General features: G+C 73.5%; 18 protein-coding genes. 6 read left to right on the top strand and 12 right to left on the bottom strand.

The features are described from left to right. Positions 1 to 16 precede the first annotated feature (16 nt). Both ACZ42A_RS34050 and ACZ42A_RS34045 read left to right on the top strand, forming a co-directional pair. Positions 17 to 1804, top strand: a complete 1788-nt coding sequence (locus ACZ42A_RS34050; RefSeq protein WP_468531176.1) for a glycoside hydrolase family 15 protein — start codon at positions 17 to 19, stop codon at positions 1802 to 1804. 5 nt (positions 1805 to 1809) lie between these two features. Continuing rightward, a complete protein-coding gene (locus ACZ42A_RS34045) occupies positions 1810 to 2565 on the top strand; it encodes an SDR family oxidoreductase (RefSeq protein ID WP_468531175.1) in 756 nt (251 codons plus the stop codon). 137 nt (positions 2566 to 2702) lie between these two features. Here ACZ42A_RS34045 and amaP read toward each other — a convergent pair whose 3' ends face one another. Genes amaP through ACZ42A_RS34020 form a run of 5 tightly spaced genes read right to left on the bottom strand, consistent with a single transcriptional unit; the run spans position 2703 to position 5022 of the window. Next, complete coding sequence (gene amaP, locus ACZ42A_RS34040) at positions 2703 to 3281, bottom strand: alkaline shock response membrane anchor protein AmaP (protein WP_468531174.1); 579 nt, start codon at positions 3279 to 3281, stop codon at positions 2703 to 2705. 5 nt (positions 3282 to 3286) lie between these two features. Then, positions 3287 to 3955, bottom strand: a complete 669-nt coding sequence (locus ACZ42A_RS34035; RefSeq protein ID WP_468531173.1) for a DUF6286 domain-containing protein — start codon at positions 3953 to 3955, stop codon at positions 3287 to 3289. After that, positions 3952 to 4335 carry an Asp23/Gls24 family envelope stress response protein gene (locus tag ACZ42A_RS34030; protein ID WP_468531172.1) on the bottom strand — a complete coding sequence of 128 codons (384 nt, stop codon included), beginning with the start codon at positions 4333 to 4335 and terminating at the stop codon, positions 3952 to 3954. The genes ACZ42A_RS34035 and ACZ42A_RS34030 overlap by 4 nt, the downstream gene beginning before the upstream one ends. Next, positions 4332 to 4517, bottom strand: coding sequence for a hypothetical protein (locus ACZ42A_RS34025; RefSeq protein WP_468531171.1), 186 nt, complete (start codon positions 4515 to 4517; stop codon positions 4332 to 4334). Before ACZ42A_RS34025 ends, ACZ42A_RS34030 begins: the two co-directional genes overlap by 4 nt. 19 nt (positions 4518 to 4536) lie before the next feature. Next, entirely contained in the window at positions 4537 to 5022 is a 486-nt protein-coding gene (locus ACZ42A_RS34020; protein ID WP_468531170.1) for an Asp23/Gls24 family envelope stress response protein, read from the bottom strand. An 88-nt stretch (positions 5023 to 5110) separates the two neighbouring features. Here ACZ42A_RS34020 and ACZ42A_RS34015 point away from each other — a divergent pair, with 88 nt between their 5' ends. After that, positions 5111 to 5830 carry a nucleopolyhedrovirus P10 family protein gene (locus tag ACZ42A_RS34015; RefSeq protein WP_468531169.1) on the top strand — a complete coding sequence of 240 codons (720 nt, stop codon included), beginning with the start codon at positions 5111 to 5113 and terminating at the stop codon, positions 5828 to 5830. Between the two features lie 48 nt (positions 5831 to 5878). Here ACZ42A_RS34015 and ACZ42A_RS34010 read toward each other — a convergent pair whose 3' ends face one another. The 4 genes from ACZ42A_RS34010 to ACZ42A_RS33995 form a co-directional block, all read right to left on the bottom strand. Then, a complete protein-coding gene (locus ACZ42A_RS34010) occupies positions 5879 to 6682 on the bottom strand; it encodes an enoyl-CoA hydratase/isomerase family protein (protein ID WP_468531168.1) in 804 nt (267 codons plus the stop codon). Between the two features lie 135 nt (positions 6683 to 6817). Continuing rightward, the gene (locus ACZ42A_RS34005) at positions 6818 to 7039 is read right to left on the bottom strand and encodes a helix-turn-helix domain-containing protein (RefSeq protein ID WP_043499642.1); all 222 of its coding nucleotides are present in this window, start codon (positions 7037 to 7039) and stop codon (positions 6818 to 6820) included. 404 nt (positions 7040 to 7443) lie between these two features. Further along, positions 7444 to 9042, bottom strand: a complete 1599-nt coding sequence (locus ACZ42A_RS34000; RefSeq protein WP_468531167.1) for an ABC-F family ATP-binding cassette domain-containing protein — start codon at positions 9040 to 9042, stop codon at positions 7444 to 7446. Positions 9043 to 9133: 91 nt separating this feature from the next. Beyond that, positions 9134 to 10009, bottom strand: coding sequence for an outer membrane protein assembly factor BamB family protein (locus ACZ42A_RS33995; protein ID WP_468531166.1), 876 nt, complete (start codon positions 10007 to 10009; stop codon positions 9134 to 9136). Between the two features lie 352 nt (positions 10010 to 10361). Here ACZ42A_RS33995 and ACZ42A_RS33990 point away from each other — a divergent pair, with 352 nt between their 5' ends. After that, complete coding sequence (locus ACZ42A_RS33990; RefSeq protein ID WP_468531165.1) at positions 10362 to 10775, top strand: VOC family protein; 414 nt, start codon at positions 10362 to 10364, stop codon at positions 10773 to 10775. Between the two features lie 6 nt (positions 10776 to 10781). Here the strand turns inward: ACZ42A_RS33990 and ACZ42A_RS33985 are convergent, their stop codons facing one another. The 3 genes from ACZ42A_RS33985 to ACZ42A_RS33975 form a co-directional block, all read right to left on the bottom strand. Next, a complete protein-coding gene (locus tag ACZ42A_RS33985; RefSeq protein WP_468531164.1) occupies positions 10782 to 12209 on the bottom strand; it encodes a hypothetical protein in 1428 nt (475 codons plus the stop codon). 255 nt (positions 12210 to 12464) lie between these two features. Then, entirely contained in the window at positions 12465 to 13592 is a 1128-nt protein-coding gene (locus ACZ42A_RS33980) for an alpha/beta hydrolase (protein WP_468531163.1), read from the bottom strand. Between the two features lie 83 nt (positions 13593 to 13675). Continuing rightward, positions 13676 to 14407: a class II aldolase/adducin family protein gene (locus tag ACZ42A_RS33975; RefSeq protein WP_468531162.1), complete on the bottom strand. Its 732-nt coding sequence runs from the start codon at positions 14405 to 14407 to the stop codon at positions 13676 to 13678. Between the two features lie 197 nt (positions 14408 to 14604). On the opposite strand from ACZ42A_RS33975, the gene ACZ42A_RS33970 reads away from it, so the two are divergent. Both ACZ42A_RS33970 and ACZ42A_RS33965 read left to right on the top strand, forming a co-directional pair. Then, positions 14605 to 15354, top strand: coding sequence for a lysozyme (locus ACZ42A_RS33970; RefSeq protein WP_468531161.1), 750 nt, complete (start codon positions 14605 to 14607; stop codon positions 15352 to 15354). 174 nt (positions 15355 to 15528) lie between these two features. Further along, the gene (locus tag ACZ42A_RS33965) at positions 15529 to 16788 is read left to right on the top strand and encodes an inorganic phosphate transporter (protein WP_468531160.1); all 1260 of its coding nucleotides are present in this window, start codon (positions 15529 to 15531) and stop codon (positions 16786 to 16788) included. The last annotated feature ends 26 nt before the right edge of the window (positions 16789 to 16814 follow it).

Here is a 16814-nt window from a genome sequence, read left to right as displayed (position 1 = left end):
CGGGAACCCGCACTCCGTGCATCCCCGCATCGAGGACTACGCGCTCATCGGCGACGAACAGACCGCCGCTCTGATCGGCCGGAACGGCTCCGTCGACTGGCTGTGCCTCCCCCGCTTCGACTCGCCCGCCTGCTTCGCCAAGCTGCTCGGCGACGAGGAGAACGGCCACTGGCGGCTGGCCCCCAAGGACGCCGACGGCCCCTGCACCCGCCGCGCCTACCGCCCCGGCACCCTGGTCCTGGACACCGAGTGGGAGACCGCACAGGGCGCGGTCCGGGTCACCGACCTGATGCCGCAGCGCGACCGTGCCCCGGACCTCATCCGCGTGGTGGAAGGCCTGAGCGGCAGCGTGACCATGCACGGCATGCTGCGTCTGCGCTTCGACTACGGCTCGATCGTCCCGTGGGTGCGCCGCTCCGACGGCCATCGGGTGGCCGTCGCCGGCCCGGACTCGGTCTGGCTGCGCAGCGAGCCCCCGGTGCACACCTGGGGTCAGGACTTCTGCACTCACTCCGAGTTCACCGTGCGGGCGGGCGAGCGGGTGGCGTTCGTGCTCACCTGGCATCCCTCGCACGAGCCGCGCCCGCCGCTGGTCGACCCGTACGCGTCGCTGAAGCACAGCGTCGCCGACTGGCAGGCGTGGTCGGCCCGCTGCCGCTACGACGGCCCCTACCGGGACGAGGTGATCCGCTCCCTGATCACCCTCAAGGCGCTCACCTACGCGCCGACCGGCGGAATCGTCGCCGCCCCCACCACCTCCCTGCCCGAGGAGATCGGCGGGGTGCGCAACTGGGACTACCGCCACTGCTGGCTGCGCGACTCCACCCTCACCCTCGGCGCGCTGCTCGCCGCGGGCTACCGGGAGGAGGCCGAGGCGTGGCGCGAATGGCTGCTGCGCGCGGTCGCGGGCGACCCGGCGGACCTGCAGATCATGTACGGCCTGGCGGGCGAGCGGCGGCTGCCCGAGACCGAGCTGCCATGGCTGCCGGGGTTCGCCGACTCGCGGCCGGTGCGGATCGGCAACGCGGCCGTCAAGCAGGTGCAGCTGGACGTGTACGGCGGGGTGATGGACACGCTGTCGCTCGCCCGCAGCGCGGGCATGCACCACGAGCCGCAGGCCTGGGACATCCAGCGGGCCCTGATGAACTTCCTGTGCCGGGTCTGGCAGCAGCCGGACGAGGGGCTGTGGGAGGTGCGCGGCGGGCGCCGGCACTTCGTGCACTCGAAGGTGATGGTCTGGGTGGCCGCCGACCGCGCGGTGCGGGCGCTGGAGCGCAATCCGAAGCTGAGGGGCGACCGGGAGGCCTGGCGTGCACTGCGCGAGGAGGTGCACCGCGAGGTGTGCGAGCGCGGCTACGACCCCGCGCGGAACACCTTCACGCAGTACTACGGCTCGCGGGAGCTGGACGCGGCGCTGCTGCTGATCCCGCGCGTCGGCTTTCTCCCGCCGGACGATCCGCGGGTGCTGGGCACCATCGAGGCGGTCCGCAAGGAGCTGAGCCGCGGCGGCCTCCTGCGCCGCTACACCTCCGACCGGACGACCGTCGACGGGCTGCCCGGCGCCGAGGGCACCTTCCTGGTGTGCTCGTTCTGGCTGGCCGACGCCCTGCACATGACGGGCCGTACGGACGAGGCCCGCGAGATGTTCGAACGGCTGGTGGGGCTCGTCAACGACGTGGGCCTGCTGGCCGAGGAGTACGACCCGTCGGCCGGACGCCAGCTCGGCAACTTCCCGCAGGCCTTCAGCCACATCGGGCTGGTGAACACCGCCCTCGCCCTGTACGGGGGCGAGCGGGCAGGATAGGGGCCATGGATCTTGGACTGAAGGACCGGGTGTACGTCGTCACCGGGGCCACCCGCGGCCTCGGCAACGCCTCCGCGCGCGAGCTGGTCGCCGACGGGGCGAAGGTGGTCATCACGGGGCGGGACGAGAAGACGGTGGCCGACGCGGCGGCGGCGCTGGGCCCGAACGCGGCCGGGGTGGCCGTGGACAACGCCGATCCGCAGGCCCCGGCCCGGGTGATCGCCGCGGCCCGGGAGCGGTTCGGGCGGTTCGACGGCATCCTCGTCAGCGTCGGCGGGCCGGCCGCCGGGTTCGTGGCCGACAACACCGACGAGCAGTGGCAGGCGGCGTTCGAGTCGGTGTTCCTGGGCGCGGTGCGGCTGGCGCGCGCGGCGGCCGCTGAGCTGGACGAGGGCGGCGTCATCGGGTTCGTGCTGTCCGGCTCGGTGTACGAACCGATCCCCGGGCTGACCATCTCCAACGGCCTGCGGCCGGGGCTCGCCGGTTTCGCCAAGTCGCTCTCGGACGAGCTGGGCCCGCGCGGCGTCCGGGTCGTCGGGGTGCTGCCCGGCCGTATCGACACCGACCGGGTGCGCGAGCTGGACGGCCTGTCCGCGGACCCGGAGGCGACGCGCGCGGCGGCCGAGTCGCGGATTCCGCTGCGCCGGTACGGCACGCCGGAGGAGTTCGGGCGGACGGCGGCGTTCCTGCTGTCCCCGGCCGCGTCCTATCTGACCGGTGTCATGGTGCCGGTGGACGGCGGGGCACGGCACGGCTTCTGAGCGGGGGCGCTCCGCTGGGTCCGGCCAGGTGACCGCGCGAGCGCCGTTGTGGGTTTCCCCTCGTGGGCGTCTGCGGGCCGTGGTGGTTGCTCGCGCAGTTCCCCGCGCCCCTGAGGTGGGGTACCGCGCCGTTGGTTTCAAGTGACACGCTCGGCGCGGTGCCTGACCCCCCGTAGGCGGACCTCCGTGGGCAGGCTCGCCAGGCCCGCCGACTCACGGGCGTGGGTCAGGGCCTGGGCCGAAAGGTGCTGGAGGGCGGCGCCCGGGTCGACGTGGGGCTCCAGCAACAGCCGTACTCGCGTCCTCGGCGCGCTGCGGCGGCCGGTGAGCTGGACGTGGGCGCGGGTCACGCCGTCCAGGCCGGCCGCCTCCGCCTCCAGGACGTCCTCCAGGGCCCGGCCGCGCAGCAGCGCGCCCTCGCCGTCGCCGGTGTCGACCAGGACCTCGGACAGCCGGCGCCGGCGCAGGACCGCGGCGAGCCACCACAGGGCGAGCAGGACGAGCACGGCGAGGACGGCGAGCACGGTGGGCCACCACCAGCCGGCGTCCCGCCAGCGGGTGCGTTCGGCGTCGCCGAGCAGCACGTCGTCGCGGCCGTGGTGGATCCACCAGGACGGTGCCGGAGCGCCGAGGCCGACGGCGAGGACGGAACCGCCCAGGACGACGAGGACGAGCCCGACGAGGCCGAGCAGTACGCGGTTGACGGTCCTGGCCACCGTCCTCACCCCTTCCGGCCCGGTCGCCGTACGCGCACGGACAGGGCGGGCGGCCGGGCCAGGCCCAGGGCCCTGATCGCGTCGGCGAGGACGGCGTCCAGGTCGTCGTGTACGTCGTCCAGGTCGCGGAAGTGGGACACCGCGCGGACGTCGGTTTTCCGGCGCCCCACCCGCACCCGCACCGACTGCACACCCGAGACCTCCATGGCCCGGTCGCGCAGCACCGTCGCGGCGGCCGGCCGGTGCAGGGCCGCGCGGACGTCGGGATGGGTGCGCCGCATCGGCAGCAGGCCGCGCAGACCGGGCGTGACGGCGAGGACGACGAGCCAGAGGCCGAGGGCCGCGGCGACGGCGGCGCCGGTGAGCGCCCAGATGTCGTCCAGGGGCCGTTCGGCGAGCTGCCGGGCGAGTTCGCGGCGCCAGCGCATGACCGGCTGGTCGGCGCGCACCGCGGCAATGTCGTAGAGGAAGAGACCCGCGCCGGCGAGCAGGAGCACGGCGACGACGCCCGCGGGGACGCGGCGCGCGGACCAGAAGCGGCGACCGCCGCCGTCCTCGCCGTCGAGCACGGGCGGCGGACCGTGGCCGGTGTCCGGTGCGGACCGGTCCGGTCCGTCCTTCTCGAGGACCGGCATCCGCCGTGTGGTGCCCTCGGAGCCCTGGGGCTCGCTCATCGCGTCCTCCCAAGTGCCGCGCCGGATGCCCTCGGCATGTGCAGCCGTTCCACCTGGACGGCGACCTCCGGCACTTCGAATCCCACCAACGCGCCTACCCGCTCCAGGACTTGGCGACGCACGTCCCGGCAGCGGGCGCCGACGTCGACGGGGTAGCCGAGTTCGAGGTGGACGCGGATGCGGGCGGTCTCGTGGTGCACGACCACCGTGGCGTGCGGGGGTGCGGCCTCGGCGGGCAGCGTGCCGACCGCCTCGCGGGCCGCCTGGGAGGCGATCTTCGCGACGACCCGGTCGGCGATCCGGGTCGCACCACGCTCGCCCGGCGGGACGACCGTGGGGGGTCGGGGGAACGCACCCGCCCCCTCGCTCACCGCGGTCACCGCCGCCGGTCGCCGCGCGGCCGGAAGAAGTCGCGGAGGTCCAGGTCTCCCTCCAGGAGCCTGCCGACGACGAACCCGACGGCGCCCAGGGCCGCCACCAGCAGGAACGCGCCGAAGCCGCCGAAATACCCGGCGAAGCCCAGCGCCATCCCGGCGATCATGCCGACCACGGCCATGCTCATGGTGCGCTCCTACGATGCGTCACTGGATCCGGGGCTCCGGCTCCTCTTCCTCTTCGTCCGGCAGTTTGACGTCGCTGACCGCGATGTTGACCTCGACGACCTCGAGGCCGGTCATCCGCTCGACGGCCGCGATGACGTTCTCGCGCACATCGCGGGCGACATCGGCGATCGAGACGCCGTAGACGACGACGATCTCCAGGTCGAGGGCGGTCTGCCGCTCGCCGACCTCGGCCTTCACGCCGCGCGTCACTGCTTTTGTGCCGCCGGGCACCCGGTCGCGTACGGCGCCGAAGGTGCGGCTGATGCCGCTGCCCATGGCATGCACGCCGTCGACGTCCCGGGCGGCCATTCCGGCGATCTTCTCCACCACGCCGTCGGCGATGGTGGTCCGCCCTCGGGTGCCGGGGTCGCCACCGCCGCGCCGGGTGGCCTTGCGGGTCTGCACCGGCGGCTCGTTCTCGCCCTCCGGGATCTGCGTCCGGTTCCGGTCGGTCATATCGGTCATCGCCGTACGTCCCTCTCGGTTCGTCGTTCTACGACCACCGTAAGCGCGGTTGCTCGGATGCGCGCCGGGAATGCGGCAGGCTGGAGGAATGACGGACCGGTGGACGCGGGCGGTGCGGGAGCAGCTGCGGCTCGGCAGGATCCTGCCGCTGGGCGATGCGCGCGACGGGGCGTGGATCGCGGAGGAGGCGGCGCGGGCGGTGCTGCGGGCCGCGGCGGACGAGGTGGCGGGGGTACGGCTGGGCGCGCTGCGGATCGCCCTGGCCGACCCGGAGCACACCTACGACCCGGCCGTACCGGCCCCGCCGAGCGCGCTGCCGCCGGGTCCGCTGCGGCTGACGGCGGAGCTCGCGGCGGCGGCGACCCTGCCGCTTCCGGAGTCCGCGGAGCGGGTACGCGCGGCACTCGTGGGGGCCTCGGCCGAGCGGCTCGGGCTGCGGGTCGCCGAGGTCGACCTGCGGGTGACCGACCTGCTGGACGAGGAGCCGGAACCGGTCGTCGTACGGCCGCCCGAACCGCCGGACGCGCAGGAGGCCACGGCGGGCGACGAGGCGCTCGTCGCGGGCGTGGCGCTCGCCGTGCCCGGGGTGGCGCGGCTGACCGGCACGCTGGGCGGGCTGGGCCGGGCCGTGCACATCGAGGAACGGCGGGGCCCGGACGGCGCACTGGCGCGCCGGCACGTGTGGCTGGAGCTCGCCCTGCGCGCGGACCACCGGGCCGTGGAGGTGGCCCGGGAGGTCCGCGCGCGGGTGGGTGAGGCGCTGCGGGATCACCCGACGGTGGCGGTGCTGGTCACCTCGGTGGGGTGATCCGTTGTGGGCCGCGCGGTGTGGATCGGTCGCGGCCCGCGCGGTGTGTCAGTCGCCGATGCCGGCCAGGTCGCGCAGGCGGCGGGCCTGGGCCTGGCGTTCGGCGGTGCGCTGTTCCTCGTAGGTGCGGTCCTGGGCGCCGTGCAGCAGGGCCTTGGTCTCGATCACGGCGTCGCGCGGCGCGGCCAGCAGTGCGGCGGCCAGGTCGCGGACGGCGGCGTCGAGCTGGTCCAGGGGCACGGCGATGTTCGCCAGCCCGGTGGTCACGGCCTCCTCGGCCTGCACGAACCGTCCGGTGGCGCAGATCTCCAGCGCGCGGGCGTACCCGACGAGGCCCACCAGCGGATGGGTGCCGGTGAGGTCGGGCACCAGCCCGAGGCTGGTCTCGCGCATGGCGAACTGCACGTCGTCGGCGACGACGCGCAGATCGCAGGCGAGTGCGAGTTGGAACCCGGCGCCGATGGCATGCCCCTGGACGGCGGCGATCGACACGAGGTCGCTCCGCCGCCACCAGGTGAACGCCTCCTGGTACTCGGCGATGGTGGCGTCCAGCTCGGCGTCCGAGCCACGCGCGAGGTCGAGGAACGACGGCTCGCCGTCGAAGCCCTCGGGCGTGAACGCCTGTCGGTCGAGCCCGGCCGAGAAGGACTTACCCTCGGCGCGCAGCACGACCACGCGAACGCTGCCCGGCAGCAGCCGGCCGGCCTCGGCCAGCGCCCGCCACAGAGCGGGGCTCTGCGCGTTGCGCTTGGCCGCGTTGGTCAGCGTCACCGTGGCGATCGCGTCGTCGACGGTGAGCCGTACGCCGTCCTTGTCGAGTACCGGATCGATTACCGGGTCGAGCGAAGCCATGGGGCGCCTCCGATGGGTGCGGTCATCGTGAGTGCCGTGCCGTGTGGCGGGCACTCCTAAGTGACTGCACAGTAACCACCCGACCGGTCACCTGAACGACCGGGTGGCCACCATCGTGGGCGCGGGCGCCCGGGGTCAGGCCGACTGGGCCTTCTTGCCCCGCGTCGCCCCGCCACGCCCACGGAGCGTGACGCCCGACTCGCTCAGCATGCGGTGCACAAAGCCATACGAGCGGCCGGTCTCCTCGGCCAACGCCCGGATGCTCGCACCGGCGTCGTACTTCTTCTTCAGGTCTGCCGCGAGCTTGTCGCGCGCGGCGCCGGTCACCCGGCTGCCCTTCTTCAGAGTCTCGGCCACCCGTGCCTCCTCATGGGAAGTGCGCTCTGGTCTCCTCATGATCACCCCTCCGGGGCTTCATGGCCACCCATTCGGCAAGGTCCGTGGATGAGGGTTGTGACGACAGGAGCGCATCCCCACAAGTGGAATCAGGGATTCAACTCGCTCGACCGCATACGTCCGAACGGGTTGTTCCGCGAAGTGCCAGGTCAGCGACGCAAGGCGGCCGACCCTTGTCGACAAAGGGATCGGCCGCGATATCGATGTAGGACACACCCTGGGATGAGGAGATCTCACACAGATGATGGATCACGGATCGTCCGAATGATCCATACGCCGTGGATCACTCCTTCGATCACGCCCGGGTGACAGGATCCGGGCCGGGTCCGGCCTGGATCCAGGCCGCGTCCGGGCCGGGATCCGGGTCAGGCCAGGGCGACCAGATCGGCGTAGTCCGCGCCCCACAGGTCCTCGACGCCGTCCGGCAGCAGGATGATCCGCTCCGGCTGGAGCGCCTCCACCGCGCCCTCGTCGTGGGTGACGAGGACGACCGCGCCCTTGTAGGTGCGCAGCGCGCCGAGGATCTCCTCGCGGCTGGCCGGGTCGAGGTTGTTGGTGGGCTCGTCGAGCAGCAGGACGTTCGCGGAGGACACCACCAGGGTGGCCAGGGCGAGCCGGGTCTTCTCGCCGCCGGAGAGCACCCGGGCCGGCTTGTCGACGTCGTCGCCGGAGAACAGGAACGAGCCGAGCACCTTGCGGACCTCGACGAGGTCCATGTCGGGCGCGGCGGAGCGCATGTTCTCCAGGACCGTGCGGTCGGCGTCCAGGGTCTCGTGCTCCTGGGCGTAGTAGCCGAGCTTGAGGCCGTGGCCCTCGATCACCTGGCCGGTGTCGGGCTTCTCGACGCCCGCGAGGAGGCGCAGCAGGGTGGTCTTGCCGGCGCCGTTGAGGCCGAGGATGACCACGCGGGAGCCCTTGTCGATGGCCAGGTCGACGTCGGTGAAGATCTCCAGCGAGCCGTACGACTTGGACAGGCCCTCGGCGGTCAGCGGGGTCTTGCCGCAGGGCGCGGGCTCGGGGAAGCGCAGCTTGGCGACCTTGTCGGACTGGCGCACCTCCTCCAGACCGGCGAGCAGCTTCTCCGCGCGGCGGGCCATGTTCTGCGCGGCGACCGTCTTGGTGGCCTTGGCGCGCATCTTGTCGGCCTGGGCGTTGAGGGCGGCGGCCTTCTTCTCGGCGTTGGCGCGCTCGCGCTTGCGGCGCTTCTCGTCGGCCTCGCGCTGCTGCTGGTAGAGCTTCCAGCCCATGTTGTAGATGTCGATCGCGGCGCGGTTGGCGTCCAGGTAGAACACCTTGTTGACGACCGTGTCCACCAGGTCGACGTCGTGCGAGATGACGATGAAGCCGCCGCGGTAGGTCTTCAGGTAGTCCCGCAGCCAGACGATCGAGTCGGCGTCGAGGTGGTTCGTGGGCTCGTCGAGCAGCAGGGTGTCCGCGTCCGAGAAGAGGATGCGGGCCAGCTCGACACGGCGGCGCTGACCGCCGGAGAGGGTGTGCAGCGGCTGGCCGAGCACCCGGTCGGGCAGGTTGAGCGCGGCGGCGATGGTGGAGGCCTCGGCCTCGGCGGCGTACCCGCCCTTGGTCAGGAACTCCGTTTCCTGCCGCTCGTACTGCCGCATGGCCTTCTCGCGGGTGGCGCCCTGGCCGTTGGCGATGCGCTGCTCGTTCTCGCGCATCTTGCGGATCAGGACGTCCAGGCCGCGCGCGGACAGGATGCGGTCGCGGGCGAGGACGTCGAGGTCGCCGGTGCGGGGGTCCTGCGGGAGGTAGCCGACCTCGCCGGAGCGGGTGATGGTGCCGGCGGCGGGGATGCCCTCGCCGGCCAGGCACTTGGTGAGGGTGGTCTTGCCGGCGCCGTTGCGGCCGACCAGGCCGATGCGGTCGCCCTTGGCGACACGGAAGGTGGCGGACTCGATGAGGACGCGGGCACCGGCGCGCAGCTCGATACCGGAGGCGGAGATCACGGACAGACTCCAGGGCGGATGGTGGGCGGGACGGGGGGCTGAGAGACGTTCCCGCTGTCTAATGCGCGAGGAGAATGGCCATGGGCCCAGTCTAACGGGGCGGTGCAACCACTTTTTCTGCGTTCGAGTGTTCGGTCCGGGCGCCGGGGACGCCGTCGGGCAGGTCGTTGCCGAGGGGGCGGCGGCGCGGGGCGATCCGGCCGAGGTCGTCGACGGCGATGAGCTGGGCGGTCCAGGCGGCGGACGGTCCGCAGGGCTGGGCGAGCAGCAGCACCCCGCTGTGACGGACGGCACGTCCGGGGGCGAAGGCGCAGCCCGGGCGGGCGGGCAGCACCCAGCGCAGATCGCCGTCGGCGATGCGGTACGCGGTGACGCGGCCCGGGGTGACGGCCGCGAGCATGCCCCGGCCGAGGGGGCGCAGGACGCCGGTGCCGCCCCGGGCGCGGAGCCACTCGGCGGCCGCCGGGAGGGCGCGGTGCCAGCGCACCCGGCCGCCGTCGGTGGCGGTGACGAGTCCGTCGTCCCACAACACGATCGCCTCCCCGCGCGCGGGGAGCACCGCGAGGGGGCGCCGGCCGTCCCGGGTGTGCCGCCAGTGGAGGGCGCCGGTGCGGGGGTCGCGGGCCTCCACGGCGGTCCGGTGGATACGGGGCCGACCGGCGTGGCCGTGGTCCACGCGCGCGTGGACGGTGAGGCGGTCCCCGTAGGGAGCGGCGGGCCGGGCCTGGTGGGCGGCGGCCAGGAGGGGCACGGCGAGGAGCAGGGCGAGGGCCGCGGGGAGCAGGCGCGGTACGCGGCGGAACCGGGATGGGGCGGGGCGGAACCGGGATGGGGCGGGGCGGAACCGGGAAGGGGCGGGGCGGAACCGGGGCGGGGCGGGGAGCGGGTCCCCGACGGGTTCCCCGGCCGGTTCGGCCGGTCGAGCCGTCTTCACCGAGAGAGCCGCCGTCACCGGCACACCGCCCACGACGCCCCCTTCCGGGCTTCCGGGCCCTGGGGCATGGGCGTTGGGCACCGCGCAGAGCGTAGCCACGCGGGCGCCGGGCGGCCGGGCGTACGGGGATGACACGCGGGCCTGCGGGGGTGCGTCGCCCGTTCGGCCGCAGGGGTTGGGCCGAGGGAACGGAAGGGCCGCGACGGCGCCGGAGCGGCCGCGGCGGCGGGGACAGGGCCGGGGGCGCCCTCCGCCGACGGCGGCCGACGGCCGGGGCGTTGTCAGTGGTGGCTGCCAGACTGATGTCGGTGGTGGTCGCCGGCTGCCGGTGACGGCCGGTGGCGATCGCCGCCGACTCGATGTCGAGCACGAGGGAGTGATCGATATGGCGGGGACGGGCAACGGACGCCCGAGTGTCTTCCCGGCGCTGCTCTACGCGGACGCGAAGGCGGCGATCCGGCAGCTCACGGAGGCCCTGGGCTTCACCGAGCTGTCGGTGTACGAGGGCGAGGACGGCGCGGTGCTGCACGCCGAGCTGGTGCAGGGCAACGGCGCGGTGATGGTCGGTTCCAAGGGCCGCGGCGGCGTCTTCGACTCGGCGATGAAGAGCGCGGGCCCGACCGGGGTGTACGTCGTGGTGGACGACGTCGACGCACACCACCGGCGGGCGGTGGACCACGGCGTGGAGATCCTGATGCCCCCGACGGACCAGGACTACGGCTCACGGGACTACATGGCCCGTGACGTCGAGGGCAACATCTGGACCTTCGGGACCTACGCCCCGCAGATACCGGCCTGAGCCGCCTCAGCTGCCGCCGGTGTGCACCTGGAAGGCAGCGCGGCGCACTGCCTTGGCCAGTGCCGGGTCGGGGTGGGCGGCGGCGAGGGCGACCAGGACCTGCACGGTGCGGGGGTGGCCGACGGCGCGCACCTCGTCGAGCAGCGCGGGCACGGTCGGCTGCACCGCGGACTCCAGATGCCGGACCAGCATCGGGGCCTCGCCGTGGTCGGCGACGGCGGCGGCCGTGTCGACCCACAGCCAGGTGGCCTCCTCCCGGGTCAGCACCTCGTGGGCGTCCTCGGGGTCGGTCCCCTCGTGCTCGGCGAGCCACAGCAGGGCGTAGGGCCGCAGCGTCGGCTCGTCCAGCACGGCGCGCACATCGGGCTCGGCGGGGGCGCCGACCACCCGCAGCGCCTCGAAGGCGAGGCCGCGCAGCAGGGCGTCGTCACCGCGGGCGGCGTCCAGCAGCTCGGTGACGGCGCTGCCCACGGGCCGGGCGGCGAGCCACGCGCGGTACTCGGCGCGGGCCGCGTTGGGGCGCAGCTGGGCGCAGCCGCGCAGCATGTCCTCGGCGGCGGCCTCGATGTTGCCGGCGGGGCTCTGGGCGGCGACGCAGATCTGCTCCAGCTTGACCCAGACCGCCCAGCTGCCCAGCGGGGTGAGGGTGGCCTGTCCGTCGCCGCAGGTGAGGGCGCCGACGGAGGCGAGGGCGTGCAGGGCCCAGTCGAGCAGCGGGGCGAGTTCGGCGTCGGCCGGGTCGGCGGGCTGCGCGAGGCCGGTGCCGGCGGCGGGGCGCGCGGGTTCGCGCTGCGGGCCGTACGGGACCTCGCAGCGCTCGGTGCGCAGTTCCCGCACCCGCTGCTGGAGCAGGTCGAGCAGCTGCTCGACGGGGACGGGTCCGGCGGACAGCTGGAGGAAGGAGAGCACCTGCGGCATGGCCGAGACGACTTCGGCGACGGCGGCGGGCTCGTGCTCGGCGGGTTCCGGGTGGGCGAGCGACCAGGCGTCGAACAGGGCGACCCAGCCCCGCAGGACGGCGCTGTCGTCGCGGTCCCAGGCGCGCAGCCGCCAGCCGGGGCGGGCGCTGTCGCCGTGCACCTCGACGAGGCCGGCCAGCCGGGCGGTGTCCCAGTCGGCGCGGACCTGGGCCGGTGTCAGGCCCAGCTCGGCGGCCGCCCGTTCGGCGGTCGCGTCGGCGAGGGTGGCCTTGCCGTCGGAGGCCCCGCCGGCTCGGCCGGGGCGCAGGGCGGTGTCGGCCCAGCGGGCGACACGGGCGGCGCCGGCCAGCCTTGAGCGTGCCATTCCGGCCAGCTCCGCGGGGGCCGGGGTGCCCTCCGGCGGGCGCGGGGCGGGGCGGCGCGCGGGCCGCTGGTTCATCGCTCGGGGGGCGGCGGCCAGGGGTCGCGGGCGGACGAGTCGAAGCCTGGAGTCGCGCGGGATACGGGACGTCACGGGGGCAGTCTTCCGGTTGACGGTCCGAAAACCCAAACGGAATGTCACGGGGGGCGACGGGACTGGCCAAGGGGCTGAGGTCCGTAGGGGGCTGAAGGGCGTGAACCGGACAGTGGTACGCCGTTAAACGGAATCACCGCGACCGGGCGATGAGGGGTGTTCGGGACGAATGGCCGAAAGCAGGCGGACAGGTTGGGCCGGCGGATCGGTTGGGCCGGTGCCGGCCCACGGACTCACATCGGGCGGCGGGCGGGCTCACATCAGGGGAGTCAGGAAACGGCGGAGGGCTTCCTCGTAGGCCTTCGGGTCGGCGTTCCACATGGCGCCGTGCGGGGCGTGCGGGACCGTCTGCAGGGCGACCAGGCCGGGGCGGCGCGCGACGAGCCGCCGGGAGAACTCCCAGGGGGCCACCGTGTCGTCGGGACCGTGGAAGATCAGCACCGGGACCTCGAGATAGCCGGCGTGCGCGGCCTCGTCGACACGGTCGCCGAGCAGGCCGGTGCGGCCCTGTGCGGCGCGCACCGCGAGCGGCAGCAGAGCCCCCGGCATACGGCGCGCGGAGGCCAGGGCACGCAGGGTGGACTCCCAGTGCAGCACCGGGGAGTCCAGCACCAGCCCGGCGATCCGGTCGCGGACGGCGGAGTGGGCGGCGGCGCGCAGCGCCATGGTGGCGCCGGTGGACCAGCCATGCAGGACGACGCGTTCGGCGCCGTACCGGGTGGCGTAGCGGATGGCGGCGTCCAGGTCGCGCCACTCGCTCTCGCCGAGGTGGTTCAGGCCGTCCGCGGGGCGGGGCGCGCCGAGGTCGCCGCGGTAGGCGAGGTCGAGGACCGGGAAGCGGTGGCGGTGCAGGAACTCCATGACGTTCATGGGGTGTTCCCGGGTGGTGCCGAGGCCGTGCACGGTGATGACCCAGGTGTCGCGGGCGCCGGGCACGAACCAGGCGGGCAGGGCGCCGAGTTCGCCGGGGACGTCCACGTCGGCGTGGTCGAGGCCGAGGGCGGAGTGCGGATCGCCGATGTACGCGTTCGGGGTCAGCCAGACCTTGTCGCCAGGCTCCAGGGTGCCGTGGGTGACGCGGAGCAGCCGGCGGACGACGGTGTCGGCGGGGTGCGGGGCGGCCTCCAGGACGGGTCCGACGACCGCGTGCAGGCCGTCCCCGGCCAGGCCGTAGGTGCCGGGGCGCAGCGAGGCGAGGTCACGGGTGAGGGTCACCTGGCCCGCGGCCGTGCCGTGCACGGTGAGCCGGGGTTCGGTGGGCAGCGGACGGCCCGGCGGCGCCTTGAGCGCGGCGTCGCTGGCGAACCGGCCGGCGGCCACCGCGGCGGCACCGGCGACTGTCATGGCGGTGACGGCAGCGGCCGTCGCTTTGACAGGGCGCACGGGTCCAGTGTCCGGGCGAAGGGGGCGGGCGGCCAGCGGGAGGACATGATCCGAGTGACGGTCGTGTGCGGCCGTGCCGGGCGTCAGCCCCGCTGTCCGTATCCCTTGAGCCGTTCCGTCACGTCCTTCAGCCGGCTCTCGGACAGCAGCGTCGGCGTCAGGCCCGGCACGGAGGAGGCCGTCAGCCACAGGCGGCACATCCACTCCAGCTGGGCCGTGCGGTCGTAGGCCTGGTCGAGGGTGGCGCCGTAGGTGATCGTGCCGTGGTTCTGGAGGAGGCAGCCGGAGCGGCCGTCGAGGGCGCGGAGCATGTTCTCGGCCAACTCCTCGGTGCCGTATGTCGCATACGGGGCAACCCGGACGGGTCCGCCGAGCGCGGCGGCCATGTAGTGGATCAGGGGAAGCTCCGGGACGAGCGTCGAGACGGCCGTCGCGTGCACCGCGTGGGTGTGGACGACGGCGCGGGCTTCGGTGTGGCGGTAGACGGCGAGATGCATGGGCAGCTCGCTGGTCGGCACGAGGGTGCCGCGCACCTGCCGGCCGTCGAGGTCGACCCCGGTGAGGTCGGCGGGGGTCAGCCGGTCGTAGGGCACGCCCGAGGGCGTGACCAGGACGATCTCCCCGACCCGTACGGACACGTTGCCGGAGGTGCCGACGACCAGCCCGTCGGCGACGGTCCGCCGGGCCGCCGCGACCAGCGCGTCCCACGCCCGGGCCTCCTCGTCGCGCACACCGCTCCCGCGCGGCTCCGTCACATCCGGTACGCCTTCCCGGCCATCCCGTACGTCCCGCTGGTCCCCTCGCTGCTCAGCCATGGCGCGATCCTGCCAGGCGGAGCCGGGAGCGGCGCGGCGCCGGGGCACTGTAGGCCGGAAGCCGCCGGTCCGGAAGTTCACATATCGGCATACATCCCTCTGTAGCCGTGCTTGGCCGGAGATCGACGAGCATGGAGTGATCTTCCACTACTGTCTGGCTGGATTTGTCATGCACGACGCCATTTCCGGGGGGACACATGGCCCGTGACCGCAGACCACCCAGCCGCCGCGCCCGCGCCGCCGCGACCTTCGTGGCGGCGCTCGCCCTGACCGGCACCGCCCTGGCCGAGATTCCGGCCGCGGCGGCCGGCAAGCCCAAGGGCCACGACGTCTCGTCGCACCAGAAGAACGTGGACTGGCAGAGCGCGAAGGCCAAGGGCGCCCGGTTCGTCTACGTCAAGGCGACCGAGTCCACCACCTACCGCAACCCGTATTTCAGCCAGCAGTACAACGGCTCGCGCGCCGCGGGCCTGATCCGGGGGGCGTACCACTTTGCCCTGCCGGACAAGTCGTCGGGCACGGCGCAGGCCGCCCACTTCGTGCGCAACGGCGGCGGGTGGCGGGCGGACGGCTGGACACTGCCGCCCGCACTCGACATCGAGTACAACCCGTACGACAAAGAGCACAAGTGCTACGGCCTGAGCAAGACACGTATGGTCGCCTGGATCAAGGCCTTCAGTGACGAGGTGAAACGACTGACCGGCCGTCGCCCGGTGATCTACACCACCACCCACTGGTGGAACACCTGCACGGGCGCGAGCCGCGCCTTCGCCGCCAGTCACCCGCTGTGGATCGCCCGCTACAACGCGGCGGGGCCGGGAACACTGCCGGCCGGCTGGTCGTTCTGGACGTTCTGGCAGTACGACAACGGCGGCAGCCTGCCGGGTGACCAGAATCTCTTCAACGGATCGACGGACCGGTTGAGAGCGTTCGCGAACGGCTCCTAGCCGTGCGGCGCGGGGGCCGTCGGGCCGTCCGGATGCAACCGGAACGCCGACGAATCGACGGCGGAACGACGGTCCCCCCTTGGCGACACCGTGATGCCCTCCCCAGTTCACCTTTCGTTCACCTGGGTTACCTACGTTCGTCCAGCCAATGACCTCGAACGATTGCCTGGGTAAATGGAAGGCATCTCGCTGATCCTCGCGATTGTGGTGGTAACCGCACTCGCGTTCGATTTCACGAACGGTTTCCACGACACCGCCAACGCGATGGCCACCACCATCTCGACCGGTGCGCTCAAGCCGAAGGTCGCGGTGGCCATGTCCGCCGTCCTCAACCTCGTCGGTGCCTTCCTCTCGGTGGAAGTCGCCAACACCATCTCCAAGGGCCTGGTCGACGAGAGCGGCATACGTCCCGAGGTCATCTTCGCCGCGCTGGTCGGCGCGATCCTGTGGAATCTGCTGACCTGGCTCGTGGGACTGCCGTCCTCCTCCTCGCACGCCCTGATGGGCGGCCTGATCGGCGCCACCATCGCCTCGGCGGGCGTCGGCGCCGTCCACGGCGACGTGCTGGTCACCAAGGTGCTGATCCCGGCGATCGCCGCCCCGCTGGTCGCGGGCATCGCCGCGATGATCGCGACCCGGCTGACCTACACGCTCGGCAAGAAGGCCGACGGCCAGGCCTCCGCCAAGGGCTACCGGGCCGGGCAGATCGCCTCCGCGGGCCTCGTCTCCCTCGCCCACGGCACCAACGACGCGCAGAAGACCATGGGCATCATCACCCTCGCCCTGGTCGCCGGCGGCACCCTCGCCCCCGACTCCGACCCGCCCATGTGGGTCATCCTCTCCGCGGGCATCGCCATCGCGCTCGGCACCTACCTCGGCGGCTGGCGCATCATCCGCACCATGGGCAAGGGCCTCACCGACCTCCAGCCGCAGCAGGGCTTCGCCGCCCAGACCAGCGCCGCGACCGTCATCCTGGCCTCCTCCCACCTCGGCTTCTCCCTCTCCACCACGCACTCGGTCTCCGGTGCGGTGATGGGCGCGGGCCTGGGCCGCAAGGGCGGCGTGGTCCGCTGGTCCACCGCGACCCGGATGTTCGTCGCCTGGGGTCTGACCCTGCCGGCCGCCGCGCTGGTCGGCGCGCTCGCCGAGTGGGTGACCAACTTCGGCGACTGGGGCACGGCGCTCGTCGCGGTCTTCCTCGTCACCTCCAGCTTCGCGATCTGGAAGATCTCGCGGCGCGAGGTCGTCGACCACACCAACGTCAACGACGTCGACGAGACCGCCGAGCAGGAGTCGCCCGGCGTGGTGACCGCCGCCATCGCAGCCGTCACCCCGCCGCCGGCCGGCGCCCCCGCCGAGGAACTGACGGCCACCATCCCGGCCCAGGCCAAGCCCGCCAGCACGGACCCGGCGCCCTCGCAGGCCGCGGTCTGAGCCCCGCGCACCCCGGTACGTAAGGA

The organism is Streptomyces sp. NPDC030838 (genome assembly GCF_055572035.1).
Note: the sequence above shows the minus strand (reverse complement) of the source record. Positions and strands in the feature narration are given on the sequence as shown.

Excerpts from the sequence above, each read along its gene's own strand:
- ACZ42A_RS34045 (WP_468531175.1), top strand. The coding sequence starts at position 1,810 with ATGGATCTTGGACTGAAGGACCGGGTGTACGTCGTCACCGGGGCCACC.
- ACZ42A_RS34035 (WP_468531173.1), bottom strand. The coding sequence starts at position 3,955 with ATGAGCGAGCCCCAGGGCTCCGAGGGCACCACACGGCGGATGCCGGTC.
- ACZ42A_RS34025 (WP_468531171.1), bottom strand. The coding sequence starts at position 4,517 with ATGAGCATGGCCGTGGTCGGCATGATCGCCGGGATGGCGCTGGGCTTC.
- ACZ42A_RS34020 (WP_468531170.1), bottom strand. The coding sequence starts at position 5,022 with ATGACCGATATGACCGACCGGAACCGGACGCAGATCCCGGAGGGCGAG.
- ACZ42A_RS34015 (WP_468531169.1), top strand. The coding sequence starts at position 5,111 with ATGACGGACCGGTGGACGCGGGCGGTGCGGGAGCAGCTGCGGCTCGGC.
- ACZ42A_RS34010 (WP_468531168.1), bottom strand. The coding sequence starts at position 6,682 with ATGGCTTCGCTCGACCCGGTAATCGATCCGGTACTCGACAAGGACGGC.
- ACZ42A_RS33990 (WP_468531165.1), top strand. The coding sequence starts at position 10,362 with ATGGCGGGGACGGGCAACGGACGCCCGAGTGTCTTCCCGGCGCTGCTC.
- ACZ42A_RS33975 (WP_468531162.1), bottom strand. The coding sequence starts at position 14,407 with ATGGCTGAGCAGCGAGGGGACCAGCGGGACGTACGGGATGGCCGGGAA.
- ACZ42A_RS33970 (WP_468531161.1), top strand. The coding sequence starts at position 14,605 with ATGGCCCGTGACCGCAGACCACCCAGCCGCCGCGCCCGCGCCGCCGCG.
- ACZ42A_RS33965 (WP_468531160.1), top strand. The coding sequence starts at position 15,529 with ATGGAAGGCATCTCGCTGATCCTCGCGATTGTGGTGGTAACCGCACTC.